An 18,156-nucleotide genomic window follows, 5' to 3' on the forward strand; every position below is an offset into this window, starting at 1 on the left:
GGCCACCATCCGGAGGATGCTCGGGGTCGTGATGCGGACGACGGTGGTCGTCCGCCCGACGAACGGAGTCCTCCATGTCCACCTCCCTGATCGTGCTCGCCGCGACCGCCATGCATCCCGGCGGTCCCGGGCCGGGCTTCCACCTCCTCTGGCTGCTGCTCATCCCCGCGTTCTGGATCGCCGTGATCGTCCTCGTCGTCGCGCTGGTCGGTCGGCGGTGGCGTCGCCGAGCCTGGTCCGGGGCATCCCCGGACGGCCACCAGGGCCCGCCGTGGGCCTGGCGTCAGGACGGGTCCCGGAGCGCCGAGCAGACGCTCGCCGAGCGCTTCGCCCAGGGCGACATCGACGAGGTCGAGTACCGGGAACGGCTCGGCGTCCTGCGTGCGAATCGCGAGGCACCGCCCGCCCGTTGACCGTGGATCGCGACGTCCCAGCAGGCATTCAGCTCACGGGGAGCCTGCGGGGCGTCGCGCGCGTAAGCTGAGGCTCGTGGTAGCTATCAATCTGGGTCTTCCGTCGGTTCCCGAGACGCTCAGCCCGCGGCGCAAGTCGCGACAGATCAAGGTCGGCAAGGTGCTCGTCGGCGGCGACGCCCCGGTGAGCGTCCAGTCGATGACGACGACCCAGACGACCAACATCAACGCGACCCTCCAGCAGATCGCCGAGCTCACGGCCTCGGGCTGCGACATCGTCCGCGTGGCCGTCCCGACCCGCGACGACGCCGAGGTGCTGCCGATCATCGCGAAGAAGAGTCAGATCCCGGTGATCGCCGACATCCACTTCCAGCCCGCCTACGTCTACGCCGCGATCGACGCGGGGTGCGCGGCCGTCCGGGTCAATCCCGGCAACATCCGGAAGTTCGACGACCAGGTCGGCGAGATCGCCCGGCGCGCGAAAGCCGCCGGCGTCTCCCTCCGCATCGGCGTCAACGCCGGGTCCCTCGACCCGCGGCTGCTGCAGAAGTACGGCAAGGCGACCCCCGAAGCGCTCGTCGAGAGCGCCGTCTGGGAGGCGAGCCTCTTCGAGGAGCACGACTTCCACGACTTCAAGATCTCCGTCAAGCACAACGACCCGGTCGTCATGGTGAAGGCCTACCGGCTGCTCGCCGAGCGCGGTGACTGGCCCCTGCACCTCGGCGTGACGGAGGCAGGTCCTTCCTTCCAGGGAACCATCAAGAGCGCGACCGCGTTCGGCATCCTGCTCTCCGAGGGCATCGGCGACACCATCCGTGTCTCGCTCTCCGCGCCGCCGGCGGAGGAGATCAAGGTCGGGCTGCAGATCCTGCAGTCGCTGAACCTCCGCGAGCGCAAGCTCGAGATCGTCTCCTGCCCGAGCTGCGGGCGCGCCCAGGTCGACGTCTACAAGCTCGCGAACGACGTGACCGACGGCCTCGAGGGGATGAGCGTCCCCCTGCGCGTCGCCGTCATGGGCTGCGTCGTGAACGGCCCCGGAGAGGCTCGCGAGGCCGACCTCGGCGTCGCGAGCGGCAACGGCAAGGGCCAGATCTTCGTCAAGGGCGAGGTCATCAAGACGGTTCCGGAGTCGGAGATCGTCGCGACGCTCATCCAGGAGGCCAACCGTCTGGCCGCCGAGATGCCCGCGGACGACACCTCCACGGGCGCACCGGTGGTGACGGTCGGCTCCAACTGAGCCGGATCACCGCCCGACCGGTCTCCGATCGAGCGGTGATCCCGTCAGCGGGCTGTGCGGTGACGAGCCCCGTGCGGAGCGCGCACCGGCGTCTCCGTCTCGATCGGTGCGAGCCGACGGGAGGCGATCGGTTGCCGCTCGGCCGGCTGGACGCCCCGAGCGCGACGGACCAGACGGCGAGCGATCTGCAGTGGCCGCCCGATGACGAAGGCGACCGTGCCCAGCGCGCTCGTGTCGGCGCGCCCGAACGCCCGACGACGCTCCCAACCGGTGCGGAGCATGCCGCCGCGACTCTGTCGTGCGCGGGGACGGACCGGCAGGGTCCCGAGGTCGCGCGCGGCGAACGCCTCCTCCGACCGCTGGATCCAGTCGTCCTCCGGGGCGGGGTGGAAGTAGTTCTGCTGCAGCCAGCCCGGGTTCGGGTGCCGGAACCGGGCGGCCATGAGGTCGTCTTTGGAGGCCAACAGCCCGCTGCCCTCGAAGACGGTGTTGATGAGCGCCGGGTCCACACCGAAGTCGTCGAGCAGGATGACCGGCACCCCGGCGGCGATGGCCTCGATCGCAGCCGTGGAACTCACGGTGACGAGCCCGGCCGCGTGGCCGAGGTGGACCGCCATCGAACCGGTGGCGACCCGGAGGTTGTCGGGTGTCGGCCCGGTGAGGAGGGTGTCGAAGGGGTAGTGCTCGTGATGGGTCTGCGGGTCGCCGGCGAGGCCGCGCACCTTGATCACGACGTCGAGGTCGCGGTGCCGGATCGCGAGGGTCCGCAGCCAGGAGAGGATCCGGAGCCGGTCGCCGCGGTCGGCCGGGACGGTGGCCTGGGCTGCGAAGACGACCCTGGTGCGCGGGGCGGGCTCGGCCGGTGGCTCGGTCGCCGTGTCCGTCAGGAACGGCAGGGTCGCGAGCGCGAACGCCGGCTCGACCCCGTGCGTCAGCGCGAGTTCACGGTAGGCGGCGACTTCGCGGTGGCTGTGCAGGACGAAGACGTCTGCCTGCGCACGGAGGAAGATCCCCTTCCACTTCGCCGGGATGGAGATGCCGGGGAGACCGGTGAGGAGGACCGGGCGGGTGGCGCGGCCGAGCGCGAGGAGTTCCGAGATGACGACCTCGGCGACCGGCCCCCGCGTGGAGACGAACACGCCGTCCGGCTGCTCGGTCCGGATGAGGTCGACGAGTCGTCGGAGCGACAGGCGACGGACGGTCCGACCCTCGAACGCCGTGTGGAGCAGGGCGATGTCCACCTGCCGGTCCGTGGCGGACACGTCGCTCTCGATGAGGACGAGGTCGACGTCCCAGCCGGTCGCGCGGGAGAGGGTGGCGGCGCCCCACTTCACGAAGGAGTCGGAGTCCACCACCCCGATCACCCGACGGCGGGGCCCATGATCAGGCATCGACCCTGCGCAGCTTCGCGAGTGGGGCGAGTTCGCCGGGGAAGATGCGCTTGACGCCGTCACCCATGGCGGTCTCGATGACCCGGATGTCGCGGACGAGGTTCGAGAAGCCGTGCGGTTCGAGCGACGCGGCGTGGTCCGAGCCCCACATGGCACGGTCGAGCGTGATGTGGCGCTCCACCATCGTGGCTCCGAGGGCGACCGCGGCGAGGGAGATCTGCAGACCGGTCTCGTGGCCGGAGTACCCGATGGGCACACCGGGGTACCGGGCGGCGAGGCTGTCGATCATCCGGAGGTTCGCCTCTTCGGCGGGCAAGGGGTAGGTGGAGGTCGCGTGGAGGATGACCAGCGGCGAGCCCCGGAGGATCTCGACGGCGCGATCGATCTGCTCGAGCGTCGACATGCCGGTCGAGAGGATGATCGGCTTCCCGGTCGCGGCGAGACGGGTCAGGAGGCCCGAGTCGGTCACCGAGGCGGACGCGACCTTGTGGGCGCTGACGCCCAGGTCCTCGAGGAAGTCGACCGACGGTTCGTCCCACGGGGAGGCGAACCAGCTGAGGCCGCGCAGGGTGGCGTGGTCGCCGATCTCGATGTACTGCTCACGGTCGAACTCGACCCGGTAGCGGTAGTCGAGGTAGCTCATCTCACCCCACGGCGTCTGCCGCGGGACGTCGCGCATGTGCGTCGGCGTCGAGATCTCCGGCGTGCGCTTCTGGAACTTGACGGCCTGTGCGCCGGCGTCGGCGGCCACGTCGATGAGTCGCTTCGCGAGCTCCACGTCGCCGTTGTGGTTGAGACCGATCTCCCCGATGACGTACGCGGGAGCGCCGCCGCCGACGGGGATGCCGTCGATGCGCACGGGAGACGGCTGCGTCCGGCCGTCGAGGTCGGTGGTGTCGTTCGCGTCCTGGTGGATGCTCATGGTCGTGCTCCGTTCGATTGCAGCGTGGACAGCTTCAGGGGGTCGAGGGCCGCGCGAGCGCGTGCGGCGAGGACGAGGTCGGCGAGTTCGCGGACGGCGCCGTCGCCGCCTCGGCGTCCCAGGACGAGCCGGGAGACGGCACGCGCCTCCGGGTGCGCATCGGCGACGACGACCGGCCAGCCGACGATCTCGAGTGCCGGGATGTCGTTGACGTCGTTGCCGAGGTAGGCGATGCGGTCGAGTGGGACGCCCTTCGCAGCGGCCCAGTCGCGGAGCGCGGTCGCCTTGTCGGCGGAGCCGTACACGACGTCGACGCCGAGTTTGGCCGCGCGTGCGGCGACGATCGGGACCCGCTCGGTCGACAGGATCAGGAACGGCAGTCCGGCCTCGCGCAGCAGACGGACGCCGAGGCCGTCACCGCGATGGACGCTCACCCGTTCGACCCCGTCGGCGTCGATACTGGCGCGGTCGTCGGTGTGGACCCCGTCGAAGTCGGTGACGACGGCGGCGACGTCGAGGTGGTGCTCGGAACGCTCCGAGCCCGACGGGATGCCCAGCTGGCGTTCGGCGAGTCCGGCGATCGCCTCGGCGACGAGCAGATCCTCCGGTTCGTCGATGTCGAGCGCGGCGAAGGACCTGGTGACGGCCGGCGCGATCCGGCCGAAGAAGCGGTGCCCGGCTGCGAGGAAGCCGTCCGTGTCGAAGACGTAGAACGAGCCGGTCTCGCGGTACTGCGGGGCGCGGTCCTGCCGCCGGGGACGCTCGCGGTGGTCGTGGCCGATCCCTCGGGCACCCTTCGTCTTCTCCGTCCAGAGGAATCCGTGGTCGAGCACCGCGGCGAAGACGGAGTCCGCCCGCCCGGAGGAGACCAGGGCGACGGCGTCGTCGAGTGCCTCCACGTCGAGGAAGGGCGACGTCGCCTGCGCGAACACCGTCACGGGGGTCAGCTCGCCGCGCTCCGCGAGGACGCCGAGCGCGTGGAGGAGCGCGGCCTCGGAGGAGGTGCTGTCCTCGGCGAGTTCGGCCGGCCGGTCGATGACCTCGGCACCGGCGGCGACGGCGGCGGCGGCGAGGTCCGGGTGATCGGTCGTGACGACCACGCGCGAGACGCCACCCGACCGCAGCAGTCCTTCGACCGACCGTGCGATGAGGGTGCTCCCGCGGACCGTCCTGAGGTTCTTGCGGTGGATCCCCTTCGAACCGCCCCTGACCGGGACGATCGCCGTCGCCCCGTCGGTCTCCGGGGGCCTCCCGTGCGCTGCAGATGTCATCGATCCACGGTAGGAAGCGGCGGTGGACGCGAGGGGGACGGTGGGCGAACGGCTCCCGACGCCCTGGTGGCCATCCGGTGGCCGAGGAGCCCGGGCTCCGGATCTTCACACGTAGACTGTTCGGACCGCCGGGTTCCACCAGGCGGATCCGCGTTCGACGGTCATCCGTCCGGACCGCCAGCCTCGCCAGGGAGACCAGTGACCGTGACGCCGAGCACCCCCATCGCGCCAGCCGAGCTGCAACGGGCCCGCAGCATCCTCTCCGAGATCGTCGGTGCCTACGACGCGAAGGTGGTCGGTCAGCAGGGCCTGCGCACCACCCTGCTCGCGGCACTCGTCTCGGGCGGACACGTCCTGCTCGAGAGTGTCCCAGGACTCGCGAAGACGACCGCGGCGGAATCGATCGCCCAAGCGGTGAACGCGTCGTTCAAACGCATCCAGTGCACCCCCGACCTGTTGCCGAGCGACATCATCGGCACGCAGATCTACGACGCCCGCACCGGTGCGTTCCAGACCCAGCTCGGTCCCGTGCACGCGAACTTCGTGCTCCTCGACGAGGTCAACCGGTCGAGCGCGAAGACCCAGAGCGCGATGCTCGAGGCGATGCAGGAACGCCAGACCTCCATCGGCGGCACGCACTATCCGTTGCCGAAGCCGTTCTTCGTGCTCGCCACGCAGAACCCCATCGAGCAGGAGGGCACGTACCACCTGCCCGAGGCGCAGCTCGACCGCTTCCTCCTCAAGGAGGTGCTCGACTACCCGACGATCGGCGAGGAGGCCGAGATCGTCCGTCGGGTGAACTCCGGGCTCTACGAGACCGACCAGGATCGCCCGGGGGTGAGCCTCGAGGACGTCCTGTTCCTGCAGTCCCTCGCCAAGCGGGTCTACCTCGATGCGTCGATCCTCAACTACATCGTCCAGACGGTCTACGTGACCCGCCATGCGAGCGACTACCTGCCGCCGAAGCTCGCGAGCTACATCGAGTACGGGGCGAGCCCGCGTGCCAGCATCGCGTTCAGCACCGTCGCGCGGGCGCTCGCGATCCTCGCCGGTCGGGACCACGTCATCCCCGAGGACGTCAAGGGCTACCGCCACCAGGTGCTGCGGCACCGCATCATCCTGAACTTCGAAGCCGCGGCCGACGACGTCTCGCCCGAGACGATCATCGACGCCGTCTTCGGAGCGGTCCAGGCACCGTAGGCCCGTGTCAGCCCCGCTGCTCCACCGGGTGAAGTCGAAACTCTTCATCCACGCCCACCGCCGCGTGCGGGGGATGCTCGACGGCGAGTACCGCTCGGTGTTCCAGGGCAGGAGCCTCGACTTCGACGACCTCCGCGAGTACACGCCGGGCGACGAGATCAAGGACATCGACTGGAAGGCGACGGCCCGACACGGCGCTCCACTCGTGAAGCGCTACATCGCCACGCGGAAACACCAGGTGCTGTTCGTCGTCGACACGGGTCGTGATCTCGCGGCGCTCGCCGAGGGCGGGAGCACCAAACGCGAGGTCGCCGTCCTCGCGGTCGGCATCCTGGGGTACCTCGCGATCCGGCACGGCGACCTCGTCGGTCTCGTCGCCGGTGACGCCGCCGCACCGGAACTCGTCCGACCCGCCGGCACCGAATCGGCACTCGAGCGCCTGCTGCAGCACATCGACCGGCGTGCATCGCTCGCGGCACCCCAGAGCGATCTCGACGAGCTGCTCGGCTATGCGGCACGGTCCGTCAAGCAGCGCTGTCTGCTCGTGATCGTCTCGGACGACGAGGAGATCACGCCGAAGCGGTCGGAGATCCTCCGTCGACTGCACGTCCAGCACGAGGTGCTCTGGATCTCGGTCGGGGACGCCGACCTCATGCGCGCGGAGTACACCGGTCGGGCGATGGTCGACGTCGCCGACGAGCGGTCCCTGCCGGCCTTCATCCGGTCGGACGTCGCGCTCCGTCGCGAGTTCATCGAGGCCGTCACCAGCGCGACCGCCCGACACCTCGACCAGCTCGAGGAACTTGGCATCAGCGGTCAGCGCGTGACCGGGGCCGACGACGTCGTCCCCGTCCTCTTCCACCTCCTCGAGGCCCACCGACATGCCCGGCGATAACGGCTACTACGCTCCGGTCCAGTACACGCTGCTCTGGCCGGTGCTCGGACTCGTGCTCATCGCGCTCGTGATCGGGTGGTACGTCTGGATGCTCGCCCACGTGCGCCGTCGCGCGCGCGGGAGCGCTCCGCGTCCTGCTCCGCAGCCGTCGCCGACCGTCCTGCGCGATCGCTACCTCGCGCTCATCGGCGAGATCGAGCGCGAGCACGGGGACGGCGCCCTGAGCACGCGGCGCGCCCACCAACGGCTCGGCGCGATCCTCCGGATGTACGCGCACGAGTCCAGCGGCGTCCGTGCCCAGGTCATGACGCTCGCAGACCTCGATCGCGCCGGACTCGCGCCACTCAGTCGTGCCGTTTCGGCCTACTACCCGGTCGAGTTCCGCGAGGCCGAGACGGGCAGTGTCGCCGAGGCCGCCACGCTCGCTCGCCAGGTGGTGACGACGTGGAGCTGATCTACTGGTGGATGCCGCTCGTCTGGCTCCTCGCCGTGGCCGCGGTGGTCGCCGTCGTCGTCCTCGTGGCCCGCACCGGGCGGCGCCGGAAGGCGAACGCCGAGCCGCTGTGGGTCGCGCACTCCGAACGGCTCACCGCGCTCCCCGGATACCGCCGCGCACTGTCGCGGTACCGGCGCCTCATCATCGCGACGCTCGCCGCTCTCGGGGTGCTGCTGCTCGCCGGCACGGCCCTCGGGTCCCGCGTGGTGAGCACGACGGTGTTCCAGCCCGAACTGCGCAACCGCGACATCGTGCTCTGCCTCGACGTGTCCGGGTCGATGACGGAGTACGACGCCGCGCTGGTCGGGGTGTTCGAGAAGCTCGTACAGCGGTTCGACGGTGAGCGGATCGCCCTGGTGCTGTTCAACGCGTCCGCGACCACGTACTTCCCGCTGACGAGCGACTACGACTACGTGGCCGCGCAGCTCGACCACCTCGTCGAGGACCTCACCTCGCCGGAGAGCGACTACGAGTACTGGAACGGCACCGATCTCGGGAACGGGTCGTCCCTCATCGGCGACGGTCTCGGGTCCTGCGTCATGCGGTTCGACCAGGTCGGCGAGGAACGGTCGCGCTCGATCGTGCTCGCGACCGACAACTACGTCGCCGGCGAGCCGATCCTCACGCTCAAGGAGGCGGGCGCCTATGCGAAGGCGCAGGACGTGACGGTGTACGGGATCAACCCCGGCGACGTATCCAGCAAGGACTACCTCGACTACCTCGCCGCGGAGATGGACGAGGTCGTGACGTCCACCGGCGGGGACTACTACGCGCTCGCCGACCCCGGCGCGGTCGGCGGCATCGTCCAGCAGATCACGGCGGAGCAGACGAAGACGCTGAAGGGCGCCAAACAGCTGGTGCAGGTCGACGAGCCGTTCGTGTTCGTGCTGGCGGCGTTCGGCGGTCTCGCGGCGCTCATGCTGCTCGCCTGGAGGTTGCGCCGATGACCATCAACCCCGTTCTGCCGATCTGGGCCATCGCCGTGCTCGGCACCGTCCTCGCGGCCTTCGCCGTCTGGCAGTTCCTCGCCGGGGTGCGGCGGCCAGGAGCCTGGCACTGGATCGCCCGACTGGCCATGGTCGTCGTGCTCGTGGTCATCGCCCTCCGACCGACCATCCCCGGCAACCATCGCCCGCCGTCCGCGATGGGCGACCTCGACGTCTACTTCGTCGTGGACACGACGAGCTCGATGGCCGCCGAGGACTGGTCGGACGGGACCGCGTCGGGGACGGACGAGAACGGGGCCCCGAAACCGCCGACCCGACTCGACGGGGCGAAGGCCGACATCACCGGCATCGCCGACCGGCTGGCCGGTGCGCGCTACGCGCTCGTGACGTTCGACGCCGTGGCCGTCCAGCGCATGCCCCTCACGACGGACGCGACGGCGCTCCGGTCGGCCGCGGAGGCGATGACGCAGGAGATCACCACCTACTCCCGCGGCAGCAGCATCGACGCGCCGGTGGAGTTCATGACCACGCTGCTGACCCAGGCCGAGGAGCAGGAACCGGGTCGGAACCGGATCATGTTCTACCTCGGTGACGGCGAGCAGACGAGTGGCGCGGCGCCCGGGTCGTTCGAGAGCATCGCACCGCTCATCGGCGGCGGTGGCGTGCTCGGCTACGGGACCGAGGCCGGCGGGACCATGCGCGAGTTCTCGGGATACCAGGACGGCAGCGTCCGCTACATCCAGGACTACTCGACCGGTGAGCCCGCCGTGTCCCGGCTGGATCCGGGCGCGCTCGAGACGATCGCGTCGCAGCTCGGCGTCGAAGCGGAGATCAGGACCCCGGGTGCGTCGCTCGACGACGCGCTCGACGGCCTCGCCGTCGGCGGCGTCACCGTCGAGGACGAGGTGGACATCCGGCGTACCGATGAGCTGTACTGGGTGTTCGCGCTCGGGTTCGGTGTGCTGCTCCTCACCGAGCTCCCCGGCCTGGTCGGCGCGCTGGGCGAGCTCCGACGGACGAAGGGTGGGCAGGCATGACCCTCTTCGACGACCGGACCCGGACCGACCGGCCCGACGACGCGCCGCGCAGCCCGGAGCCACGGCCACGGTTCGAGGAACCGCGGCGTCCGCCGCTGGCCCCTGCCGAGGTCAGCCGGTTGCGCCGTCGGCTGTTCTGGTGGTCCCTTCCGCTGGTCCTCGTCGCCCTCGTCGTCGGGGTCAAGTTCGTGAGTCTGCCGGTCGTCGCGCAGTCGGCGATCGCCGGGTACCGCGCCGAGGACTACTCCGGGGCGCAGTTGAGCGCGGGGCACCTCTTCACGGCGAACGTCGTCGAGCCGTGGATCGCCTGGTTCGACCGGGGCACCGCAGCCGCGGCCGGACAGGACTGGGTGCAGGGGACCGACGACCTCGGGAAGGCGCTCGAGCTCGCGCCGACGGAGGAGACCGCCTGCATCGTCCGGGTCAACCTGGCGCGCGCGTACGAGACCCAGGCCGACGAGTACGTGAAGGGCCAGTTCTTCCAGGGCGCCATCAACCTCTACGACACCGCGAAGCGCATCGTCGACGAGGGCGAGGGCTGCTTCGAGGGGGAGTCCCAGGAGCAGAACGAGGACCAGCAGGACCAGCAGGACCAGGGTGGCCAGGGGGATGAGGGCGATCAAGGTGGTCAGGGCGGTCAAGACGACCAGGGCGACCAGGGTGAGCAAGGGGAGCAGGGTGACCAAGGCGGCCAGGGGGATCAGGGCGACCAAGGCGGCCAGGGTGACCAAGGGGACCAGGGCGACCAGGGCGGAACCGGGCAGCAGCCCGACGTGATCGATCCGAAGGGTACGCCGGGCGAGAACCTGCAAGACACCGGCGATCGCATCGACCGCAAACGTCAGGATGCGACCGACCAGCGCGACCGGTCCGGCGGGCAGGGCCAGCAGGATCCTTCGAACGGGGGACAGGGCGACGGCGACTCGAGCGGCTCGAGCGGTACCGGTGACAGCGAGGTCGACGGGAAGGTCGACAAGTTGAAGGACGCCGGCCAGGACGCCCAGCAGGACAAGTCGACCGAGGACGCCAAGAACCGCGGTCGGAACAACGACAACGGGAACTTCGCCGATCGCCCCTGGTAGCGGTTCCGGGCTGCCTGCGTGTGACGGACTAGCATGGACAGGTGGTTACGCGCCTTTCGAATTACTTCCTCCGTACGCTCCGTGAAGACCCCTCCGACGCGGAGGTGACGAGTCACCGCCTGCTGGTGCGGGCGGGGTACATCCGACGCCAGGCGCCGGGTGTCTTCGCCTGGTTGCCGCTCGGGTTGCGGGTGAAGAACAAGATCGAGGCCATCGTCCGCGAGGAGATGGCGAACGCCGGCGCGTTCGAGGTGCACTTCCCCGCGCTCCTGCCGCGCGAGCCCTACGAGGTCACCGGCCGGTGGGAGGAGTACGGCGACGCCCTCTTCCGCCTGCACGACCGCAAGGGTGCCGACTACCTGCTGGCGCCGACACACGAGGAGGTCTTCACCCTGCTCGTGAAAGACCTGTACTCCTCCTACAAGGACCTGCCCCTGTCGATCTACCAGATCCAGGACAAGTACCGCGACGAGGCCCGTCCCCGGGCAGGCCTCCTGCGCGGTCGTGAGTTCACGATGAAGGACGCCTACTCGTTCGACGTGTCCGACGCCGGGCTCGACGCGAGCTACCAGGCGCAGCGCGACGCCTATGAGCGCATCTTCACGCGGCTCGGCCTGGAGTACGAGATCGTGCAGGCCGACGCCGGCGCGATGGGCGGTTCGCGCAGCGAGGAGTTCCTGCACCCCACCGCGGTCGGTGAGGACACCTTCGTGCGTTCGGCCGGCGGGTACGCCGCCAATGTCGAGGCCTACACCACCGAGGTCCCGGAGGCCCGCCCCATCGAGGGTCTGGCACCCGCGACGGTCTTCGATTCGCCGAACACCCCGACGATCTCGACGCTCGTCGACCTCGCCAACGAGCGGCACCCGCGCGACGACGGACGGGCCTGGACGGCCGCCGACACGCTCAAGAACGTCGTGCTGGCGCTGCGGCACCTCGACGGCACGCGCGAGATGGTCGTCATCGGCCTGCCGGGCGACCGCGACGTCGACCTCAAGCGCGTCGAGGTGGCCTTCAGCCCCGCGGAGGTGGAGGCCGCGACCGAAGCGGACTTCGCCGCGAACGCCGGGCTCGTCAAGGGCTACATCGGACCGTGGTCCCCGCAGGGGCCCGTCCTCGGTGAGGAGTCGGCGACGGAGATCCGGTACTTCCTCGACCCCCGGGTCGTCGACGGCACCGAGTGGATCACCGGCGCGAACGTCGACCAGCAGCACGTCTTCGGCCTCGTCGCCGGGCGGGACTTCACCGCCGACGGCTTCGTCGAGGCGGCGGAGGTCCGCGCCGGTGACCCCGCGCCCGACGGCTCCGGACCGGTCGAGCTCGCTCGGGGCATGGAGATCGGGCACGTCTTCCAGCTCGGGCGCAAGTACGCCGAGGCGCTCGGACTGAAGGTGCTCGACGAGAACGGCAAGCTCGTCACGGTGACCATGGGCTCCTACGGCATCGGGATCACGCGCATCCTCGCGATCATCGCCGAGGGCAACAACGACGAGCGCGGTCTCATCTGGCCGAAGGCCGTCGCCCCGTTCGACGTGCACGTCGTCGCAGCAGGACGCGACGCGGCGATCTTCGAGGTGGCCGAGGAACTCGTGGCCTCGCTCGAGGCCCGCGGCAAGGACGTCCTCTACGACGACCGCACCGGCAAGGTGTCCCCGGGCGTCAAGTTCGGCGACGCCGAGCTGATCGGCGTGCCCGTCGTGGTGGTCGTCGGTCGCGAGGCCACCGAGGGCTTCGTCGAGCTCTGGGACCGGGCCGCCGGCACGAAGGACCGGGTCGCGATCGCCGACCTCGCCCTCTGAGCCACGAGAGCGCAGTAGCGGTCCTCATCCGGACGGGATGACGACCGCTACTGCGCTCTCGCTGCGTGGAGGTGCCGGATCCGCCTGAGGAACTGCTGTCGGCGGGCGAAGAGGTCGTCGGCGGTGACGCGGATCACCCGCCACCCTGCGTCTTCAAGCAGTTCCCGCCGATGGATGTCGTCCCGGAACCGGTGGCGCTCGGTCCGGTGGAAGTCGCCCTCGTATTCGTACAACAGTCGCGCGCGGGTGTCCGCGAGGTCCGGGTGAAGCGTCAAGCCCCCGTGATCGACGACGACGGGGTGTCCGACGAGCGGCTCGGGAAGCCCCGCTTCGACGACCGCGAGGCGGAGGAGCGACTCGGGACGGGAGTCGACGCCGGTCCTGACGCGTGCTGCGGCCCATCTGAGCGCAGCTGCCCCGCGTCGTCCTCGGTGCTCGAGGGCCGCCTGCCGGAGATCGGCGACGGACGCGAGCACATCGGTCCGATCCGTCCCCGTCCGCACGCCGGACACGATGCGGTCCCCGACGGCGACGAGTTCCTCCTGTGGCAGGACATCCGCGAGCGAACGCCAGGTGTCGAGTGCGGCGGTCACCGGGTGCCCATGGGCGAAGGCGACGACGGTCTCGGGAGCCAGGCGATGGCCGACGATGCCACGCGCTCGGGGAGGCGTCGTCCCGTCGCGTGCACCGACATGGAGCTCCGGCGCGGAGGCGACCCGGGGTGGGAGGGGCAGGTCGAGGAGCAGGGCCGCGGTGACGTGGCTGAAGACCCGCGAGCGTCCGAGGAGCGGTTCGTACGCACGGCACCTTCCGTGCACGGTGTCGAGATCGACGTCAACCGTCCGCACGCCGCGATGCGGGGCCGAGAGATCCCGGCCCCGCAGACGTCCGATCGACTGGCCGTGCAGTCCGACGTCGTCGGTCGTGAACGCACGGCCGACGAGATGCGCGGGCAACGGTCGAGGGGGTCGCATCCCCTCACTCTTGCAATGTGGCGGACCCCGGGTCCGATGTTGTCCACAGCCGCGCGCGAGAGCGCAGTAGCGGTCCTCATCCGGACGGGATGACGACCGCTACTGCGCTCTCGTGCTGAGGCGGTAGCCGGCTCCGCGGACCGTCGCGATGGCGTCCTTGCCGATCTTGTTCCGGAGATACCGCACGTAGACGTCGACGACGTTCGAACCGGGGTCGAAGTCGTAGCCCCAGACCCGGCTGAGGAGTTCCTCACGGCTGAGGATCTGGTCCGGGTGGCGGAAGAACTCCTCGGCGAGGGCGAACTCGCGGGTGGACAGCTCGACCGGCACCCCGTCGACGAGGACGCGTCGTTCGCGTAGCTCGAGCTCCAGATGACCGACCGACAACCGTTCCTGGACGGCGGTGGTCGACGCCGGAGCCCGCTCGGCCAGGCGTCGGCGGATCCTGGCCAGGAGCTCCTCGAACCGGAAGGGCTTCGACATGTAGTCGTTCGCTCCGCCGTCGAGGCCCGCCACGAGGTCCCGCGCGGAATCACGGGCGGTCAGGATGATGACGGGGAGCTCGCTGCCGTCGTCGCGGAGCCGTCTGAGCACCTCGAAGCCGTCGACGCCGGGCAGGCCGATGTCGAGGACGAGCAGGTCGAAGTCGCCGCTCTCCGCCAGCTCGACGACCTGCGAGCCGTCGACCGTCACGTCCGCCGTGTGTCCGGCGGCACGCAGGCCCTTGCTCACGAACGCGGAGATCCGCGTCTCGTCCTCGGCGACCAGGATCCGGCTCATGCGTGGTCCTCCGGCGCACTCCGCCGAGCCGAGGTGTCGACGAGGTCCGGGAAGTCGTCCTCAGGGGACGGTGCTCGCGAGCGTGGTGGTTCGTCGTTCGCGGGGCGTGCGACGCCGGGTGCCGGTCCGGCCTGCATCGCCGCGGTCGTCTGCGCCTCAGCGGCATCCTGAGCCGCCTGCGCCTCTCGCAGCGCGATCGCCTGGGCCATCGCGCTGCGCGGGATCGCCGCAGTCTCGTCCGGGTCGAGGTCGAGGTCAGCGTCGGACCCCTCGTCGTCGTCCGCCACCGCGAGCGGCAGTCGGATGCTGAAGAGGGAGCCGGCCTGCCGCGTGTCCTCGACCTCGGCCCATCCGCCGTGTGCCGCGGCGATCGCCTGCACGATCGACAGGCCGAGGCCGGAGCCGGCGACACCCCGTCCACCGCTCACCCGGGTGAACCGGTCGAAGATGCGTTCGCGGAGTGCCTCCGGTACCCCGGGCCCGTCGTCGGCGACGGAGAGCACGAGCGCCGGGTCGTCCGACTCGTCGAACCGGCTCGAGATCACGATCGTCGACCCGGCCGGGGAGTACTTCGCGGCGTTGTCCGCGAGCTGCAGCCAGGCCTGGGCCAGGCGCCCGGCGTCGACGTCGGCGGTGAGTGCGGCCTGCTCGCCCAGGGTCCACTCGTGTTCGGGCGAGATCGCCGTGGCCTTCTCGTGGACGGAGGCGGTGAACGCCTCGATGTCGACCGGCTCCCGGTCGAGGGTCGACGCGAGTCCGGCCGTCGAGAGCTCCGTGATGTCGGCGACGAGGGAGCTCATCCGGTCGAGTTCGTCGAGGGCGAGGTCCCGGGTGGCGGCCACCTCCGCGGGGTCGGACGGATCGAGGAGCTCGAGGTGTCCGCGCACGATGGTCAGCGGCGTCTTCAGCTCGTGGCCGACGTCGTCGAGCAGCTGGCGTTGACTGGTGAAGGCCTCGTCGAGGCGGTCCAGCATGCCGTTCACGGTCGTGGTGAGCTCCGAGACGTCGTCGCGACCGACGACCGGGATCCGCTCGTCGAGGTCCGACTCGGTGATGCGGGCCGCGGCGTCCCGCAGCAGCCGGATGGGGTGGAGCAGTCCGCCCGCGAGCTGCCAGCCGACGAGGCCGAGCAGGAGCAGGCACACCACGGCGACCACGATCTCGACGGCGAGGATGCCTCGGGACTCCGCGAGCGCCGCGTGCACGTCCGTGGCGATGACGACGTGGGCCACACTCGGGTCGCCGACGACCTGCACCGGGATGATCGCGTACCGCACGGTGCGGTCACCGGTTGCCTCACCCGTGACGACGCCGCGGGACGCGCGGGCCGTGATGGTGTCGAGCAGCCGCGGGTCGTCGTCCAGCCGGAAGGCGGACGGGGCGCTGGGCGCGACCGTCGAGCCGTCGGCACGCACACCGATGGCGGTCTCGTCCTCGGCGAAGATCCAGCGTCGCATCACGGCGTCGACGGCCGCGTCGCTCGTCGCCGGGGCGTCGGCGGAGTCGCCGGAACCGACCACCATGAAGGCGATGAGCTCGGCGCTGTGCTCCAGGCGGGCGTCGATGGTCGCGAGGGTCTGCTGCCGGCCGAGCGTGTAGGTGGAGACGCCCACGAGCGTCATCGCGAGCGTCGTCGCGAGCAGGATCGCGACGAGGATCCTCACCCTCGTGCTCCGCATGACGTTCCGCAGCTCGCCCAAGACCATTGGCCAATCATGTCACCCGCCCCGAGACGCGGTCGAGCCGGGGCGGCGCCCCTCGAGGACGCGCGGCCGCTTCCCAGCTGGGTGGATGACGTACCCCTCGGCATCCGGTACCGTAGACAGACGGGTTCGGCAGCACGGCAGCAGCATGCCCGTCGTGCCGCTGCACGTCTTGCCGCGGCACCACCAGTTGAATAGAGGAGGCCATCGATGGACATCGATCTCGGTTTGTTGAAGTCGATCGAACGCGAGAAGGAGATCCCGCTCGAGGAGCTCGTCGTGATCATCGAGCAGGCCATCCTGAGTGCGTACCTGAAGAGCACCGAGGGTACCGACACCACCGCACGCGGCGACGTCCCGGCGGCCCGCGTCCACCTCGACCGCAAGACCGGCCACGTCGGGGTGTTCGTGCCCGAGTTCGACGACGAGGGCGTCCTTATCGGGGAGGCCGAGAGCACGCCGGACGACTTCGGTCGCATCGCCGCCTTCGCCGCGAAGCAGGTCATCTTCCAGCGGCTCCGCGACATCCAGGACGACGCCGTCCTCGGTGAGTTCAAGGGCCGCGAGGGCGACATCATCGCGGGCGTCATCCAGCAGGGCCCGAACCCGCGCATGATCCACGTCGACCTCGGCACCATCGAGGCGATCCTTCCGCCCGAGGAGCAGGTGGCCGGTGAGGAGTACCCGCACGGTGCGCGCATCCGCGTGTACGTGACGAGCGTGACGAAGGGCCTCAAGGGTCCGCAGATCACCGTCTCGCGCACCCACCCCGGACTCGTACGGAAGCTGTTCGCGTTGGAGGTCCCGGAGATCGCATCCGGCATCGTCGAGATCGTCTCACTCGCTCGCGAGGCCGGACACCGGACCAAGATCGCGGTGAAGGCGAACGACCCGAGCATCAACGCCAAGGGCGCCTGCATCGGTGAGCTCGGGCGTCGCGTCCGCGCGGTCACCGACGAGCTGGGCGCCGAGAAGATCGACATCGTCGACTACTCGCCCGATCTGCCGACGTTCGTCGCGAACGCGCTCTCCCCGGCCAAGGTCACGAGCTCGTACGTCATCGACCAGTCGCTCAAGGCCGTCCGGGCGCTCGTGCCGGACTACCAGCTGTCGCTCGCGATCGGCAAGGAGGGGCAGAACGCCCGTCTCGCCGCCAAGCTCACCGGCGCCAAGATCGACATCCAGCCGGACTCGATCCTCGAATCGGACTGAGCCGGATGGAACCGGTGCGGACCTGCGTCGGCTGTCGCCGTCGCGAGCCGCGCTCGGCACTGCTGCGCGTCGTCGCGGTCGAAGGGGCGCTCGTCCCCGACGCCGCGGCGCGCCTGCCGGGTCGCGGATCCTGGGTGCACCCGACGTCGGCGTGCGTCGACCAGGCGGTGCAGCGTCGGGCGTTCACGAGGGCGCTCAGATTGCATGCGGGACCCGACGCGTCGGCGGTCCAGGCTTTCGTGTCGACGGAACCGGCCACGCCGACGGCTGAATGACGTCGTCGGGCTCGAACGACCCGCTCGGGACCCGGTGGTGAGCCCGCACCCAGGGTCGGGGTGTACGATGGTGAGTGCACGCGAGAGCGCTCCGGCGCACACCGTGCTTCCCACCGCAGGTATCAGGCCCGGATCCCGGGCCTCCATCCTGCTGCCGCCCCACCCGGGTGCGGCATTCCGAGAGAACAGGCTGAACGGCTAATGGACAACTCATGAGCGGCTCGAAATGAGCACCGTCCACCACTAACGCTTGCCCCTGCCTGGGTGCAAGCTCAGACAGGAGAATTGTGGCTGCAAAACCACGTGTACACGAGATCGCATCCGAACTCGGAGTAGACAGCAAGATCGCCATGGCGAAGCTCAAGGAATTGGGCGAGTTCGTCAAGGGACCGTCTTCCAGTATCGAACCACCGGTGGCCCGCAAGCTGCGCGCCGCCCTCGAGGCCGAGGGCGCGAAGGCGTCAGCCGCCCCCGCCGCCCCGGCGAAGCGTCCGGCCACGCCCGGCGCTCCGACCCCGGGCC

At 70.2% G+C, this 18,156-nt stretch carries 18 protein-coding genes; 12 read left to right on the forward strand and 6 right to left on the reverse strand.

Features of this window, described 5'->3' with window-relative positions:
- Positions 1–74 precede the first annotated feature (74 nt).
- Both RWN05_RS16270 and ispG read left to right on the forward strand, forming a co-directional pair.
- Positions 75–413, forward strand: coding sequence for an SHOCT domain-containing protein (locus tag RWN05_RS16270; protein WP_121291791.1), 339 nt, complete (start codon positions 75–77; stop codon positions 411–413).
- Positions 414–489: 76 nt separating this feature from the next.
- On the forward strand, positions 490–1,650 hold the full coding sequence (gene ispG / locus RWN05_RS16275) for a flavodoxin-dependent (E)-4-hydroxy-3-methylbut-2-enyl-diphosphate synthase (RefSeq protein ID WP_064295337.1): 1,161 nt from the start codon (positions 490–492) through the stop codon (positions 1,648–1,650).
- A 44-nt stretch (positions 1,651–1,694) separates the two neighbouring features.
- Here the strand turns inward: ispG and RWN05_RS16280 are convergent, their stop codons facing one another.
- From RWN05_RS16280 to RWN05_RS16290, 3 genes are read right to left on the reverse strand one after another with little or no spacing between them, the layout of a single operon-like run.
- Positions 1,695–3,041: a DUF6716 putative glycosyltransferase gene (locus RWN05_RS16280; protein WP_314140309.1), complete on the reverse strand. Its 1,347-nt coding sequence runs from the start codon at positions 3,039–3,041 to the stop codon at positions 1,695–1,697.
- A complete protein-coding gene (locus RWN05_RS16285) occupies positions 3,034–3,963 on the reverse strand; it encodes an N-acetylneuraminate synthase family protein (protein ID WP_079002740.1) in 930 nt (309 codons plus the stop codon). Before RWN05_RS16285 ends, RWN05_RS16280 begins: the two co-directional genes overlap by 8 nt.
- A complete protein-coding gene (locus RWN05_RS16290) occupies positions 3,960–5,234 on the reverse strand; it encodes an acylneuraminate cytidylyltransferase (RefSeq protein ID WP_314140311.1) in 1,275 nt (424 codons plus the stop codon). Before RWN05_RS16290 ends, RWN05_RS16285 begins: the two co-directional genes overlap by 4 nt.
- 198 nt (positions 5,235–5,432) lie before the next feature.
- On the opposite strand from RWN05_RS16290, the gene RWN05_RS16295 reads away from it, so the two are divergent.
- From RWN05_RS16295 to RWN05_RS16325, 7 genes are read left to right on the forward strand one after another with little or no spacing between them, the layout of a single operon-like run.
- The gene (locus RWN05_RS16295; RefSeq protein ID WP_064295340.1) at positions 5,433–6,434 is read left to right on the forward strand and encodes a MoxR family ATPase; all 1,002 of its coding nucleotides are present in this window, start codon (positions 5,433–5,435) and stop codon (positions 6,432–6,434) included.
- A gap of 4 nt (positions 6,435–6,438) precedes the next feature.
- The gene (locus tag RWN05_RS16300) at positions 6,439–7,329 is read left to right on the forward strand and encodes a DUF58 domain-containing protein (protein ID WP_314140312.1); all 891 of its coding nucleotides are present in this window, start codon (positions 6,439–6,441) and stop codon (positions 7,327–7,329) included.
- On the forward strand, positions 7,316–7,783 hold the full coding sequence (locus tag RWN05_RS16305; RefSeq protein ID WP_079002737.1) for a hypothetical protein: 468 nt from the start codon (positions 7,316–7,318) through the stop codon (positions 7,781–7,783). Before RWN05_RS16300 ends, RWN05_RS16305 begins: the two co-directional genes overlap by 14 nt.
- A complete protein-coding gene (locus tag RWN05_RS16310) occupies positions 7,774–8,772 on the forward strand; it encodes a VWA domain-containing protein (protein WP_314140313.1) in 999 nt (332 codons plus the stop codon). Before RWN05_RS16305 ends, RWN05_RS16310 begins: the two co-directional genes overlap by 10 nt.
- Complete coding sequence (locus RWN05_RS16315; RefSeq protein ID WP_079002735.1) at positions 8,769–9,809, forward strand: VWA domain-containing protein; 1,041 nt, start codon at positions 8,769–8,771, stop codon at positions 9,807–9,809. Before RWN05_RS16310 ends, RWN05_RS16315 begins: the two co-directional genes overlap by 4 nt.
- Positions 9,806–10,891, forward strand: a complete 1,086-nt coding sequence (locus RWN05_RS16320; RefSeq protein WP_314140315.1) for a hypothetical protein — start codon at positions 9,806–9,808, stop codon at positions 10,889–10,891. Before RWN05_RS16315 ends, RWN05_RS16320 begins: the two co-directional genes overlap by 4 nt.
- Before the next feature lie 41 nt (positions 10,892–10,932).
- Positions 10,933–12,690 (forward strand): proline--tRNA ligase, encoded by a 1,758-nt coding sequence (locus tag RWN05_RS16325; RefSeq protein WP_175117802.1) that lies wholly within the window; start codon positions 10,933–10,935, stop codon positions 12,688–12,690.
- Positions 12,691–12,737: 47 nt separating this feature from the next.
- Here the strand turns inward: RWN05_RS16325 and RWN05_RS16330 are convergent, their stop codons facing one another.
- From RWN05_RS16330 to RWN05_RS16340, 3 genes are all read right to left on the reverse strand, one after another.
- Positions 12,738–13,664 (reverse strand): hypothetical protein, encoded by a 927-nt coding sequence (locus tag RWN05_RS16330; protein ID WP_314140317.1) that lies wholly within the window; start codon positions 13,662–13,664, stop codon positions 12,738–12,740.
- Between the two features lie 99 nt (positions 13,665–13,763).
- A complete protein-coding gene (locus RWN05_RS16335; protein WP_064295346.1) occupies positions 13,764–14,444 on the reverse strand; it encodes a response regulator transcription factor in 681 nt (226 codons plus the stop codon).
- The gene (locus tag RWN05_RS16340) at positions 14,441–16,150 is read right to left on the reverse strand and encodes a HAMP domain-containing sensor histidine kinase (protein WP_314140318.1); all 1,710 of its coding nucleotides are present in this window, start codon (positions 16,148–16,150) and stop codon (positions 14,441–14,443) included. Before RWN05_RS16340 ends, RWN05_RS16335 begins: the two co-directional genes overlap by 4 nt.
- A gap of 207 nt (positions 16,151–16,357) precedes the next feature.
- On the opposite strand from RWN05_RS16340, the gene nusA reads away from it, so the two are divergent.
- The 3 genes from nusA to RWN05_RS16355 form a co-directional block, all read left to right on the forward strand.
- Entirely contained in the window at positions 16,358–17,359 is a 1,002-nt protein-coding gene (gene nusA, locus RWN05_RS16345; RefSeq protein ID WP_071262344.1) for a transcription termination factor NusA, read from the forward strand.
- A gap of 5 nt (positions 17,360–17,364) precedes the next feature.
- Positions 17,365–17,634, forward strand: coding sequence for a YlxR family protein (locus RWN05_RS16350; protein WP_079002731.1), 270 nt, complete (start codon positions 17,365–17,367; stop codon positions 17,632–17,634).
- 287 nt (positions 17,635–17,921) lie between these two features.
- A partial coding sequence (locus tag RWN05_RS16355; RefSeq protein ID WP_314140320.1) for a translation initiation factor IF-2 N-terminal domain-containing protein occupies positions 17,922–18,156 on the forward strand: 235 nt, incomplete at its 3' end.

The sequence above is a fragment of the uncultured Plantibacter sp. genome (genome assembly GCF_963518075.1).
In the GTDB taxonomy this organism is placed as follows: domain Bacteria; phylum Actinomycetota; class Actinomycetes; order Actinomycetales; family Microbacteriaceae; genus Plantibacter; species Plantibacter flavus_A.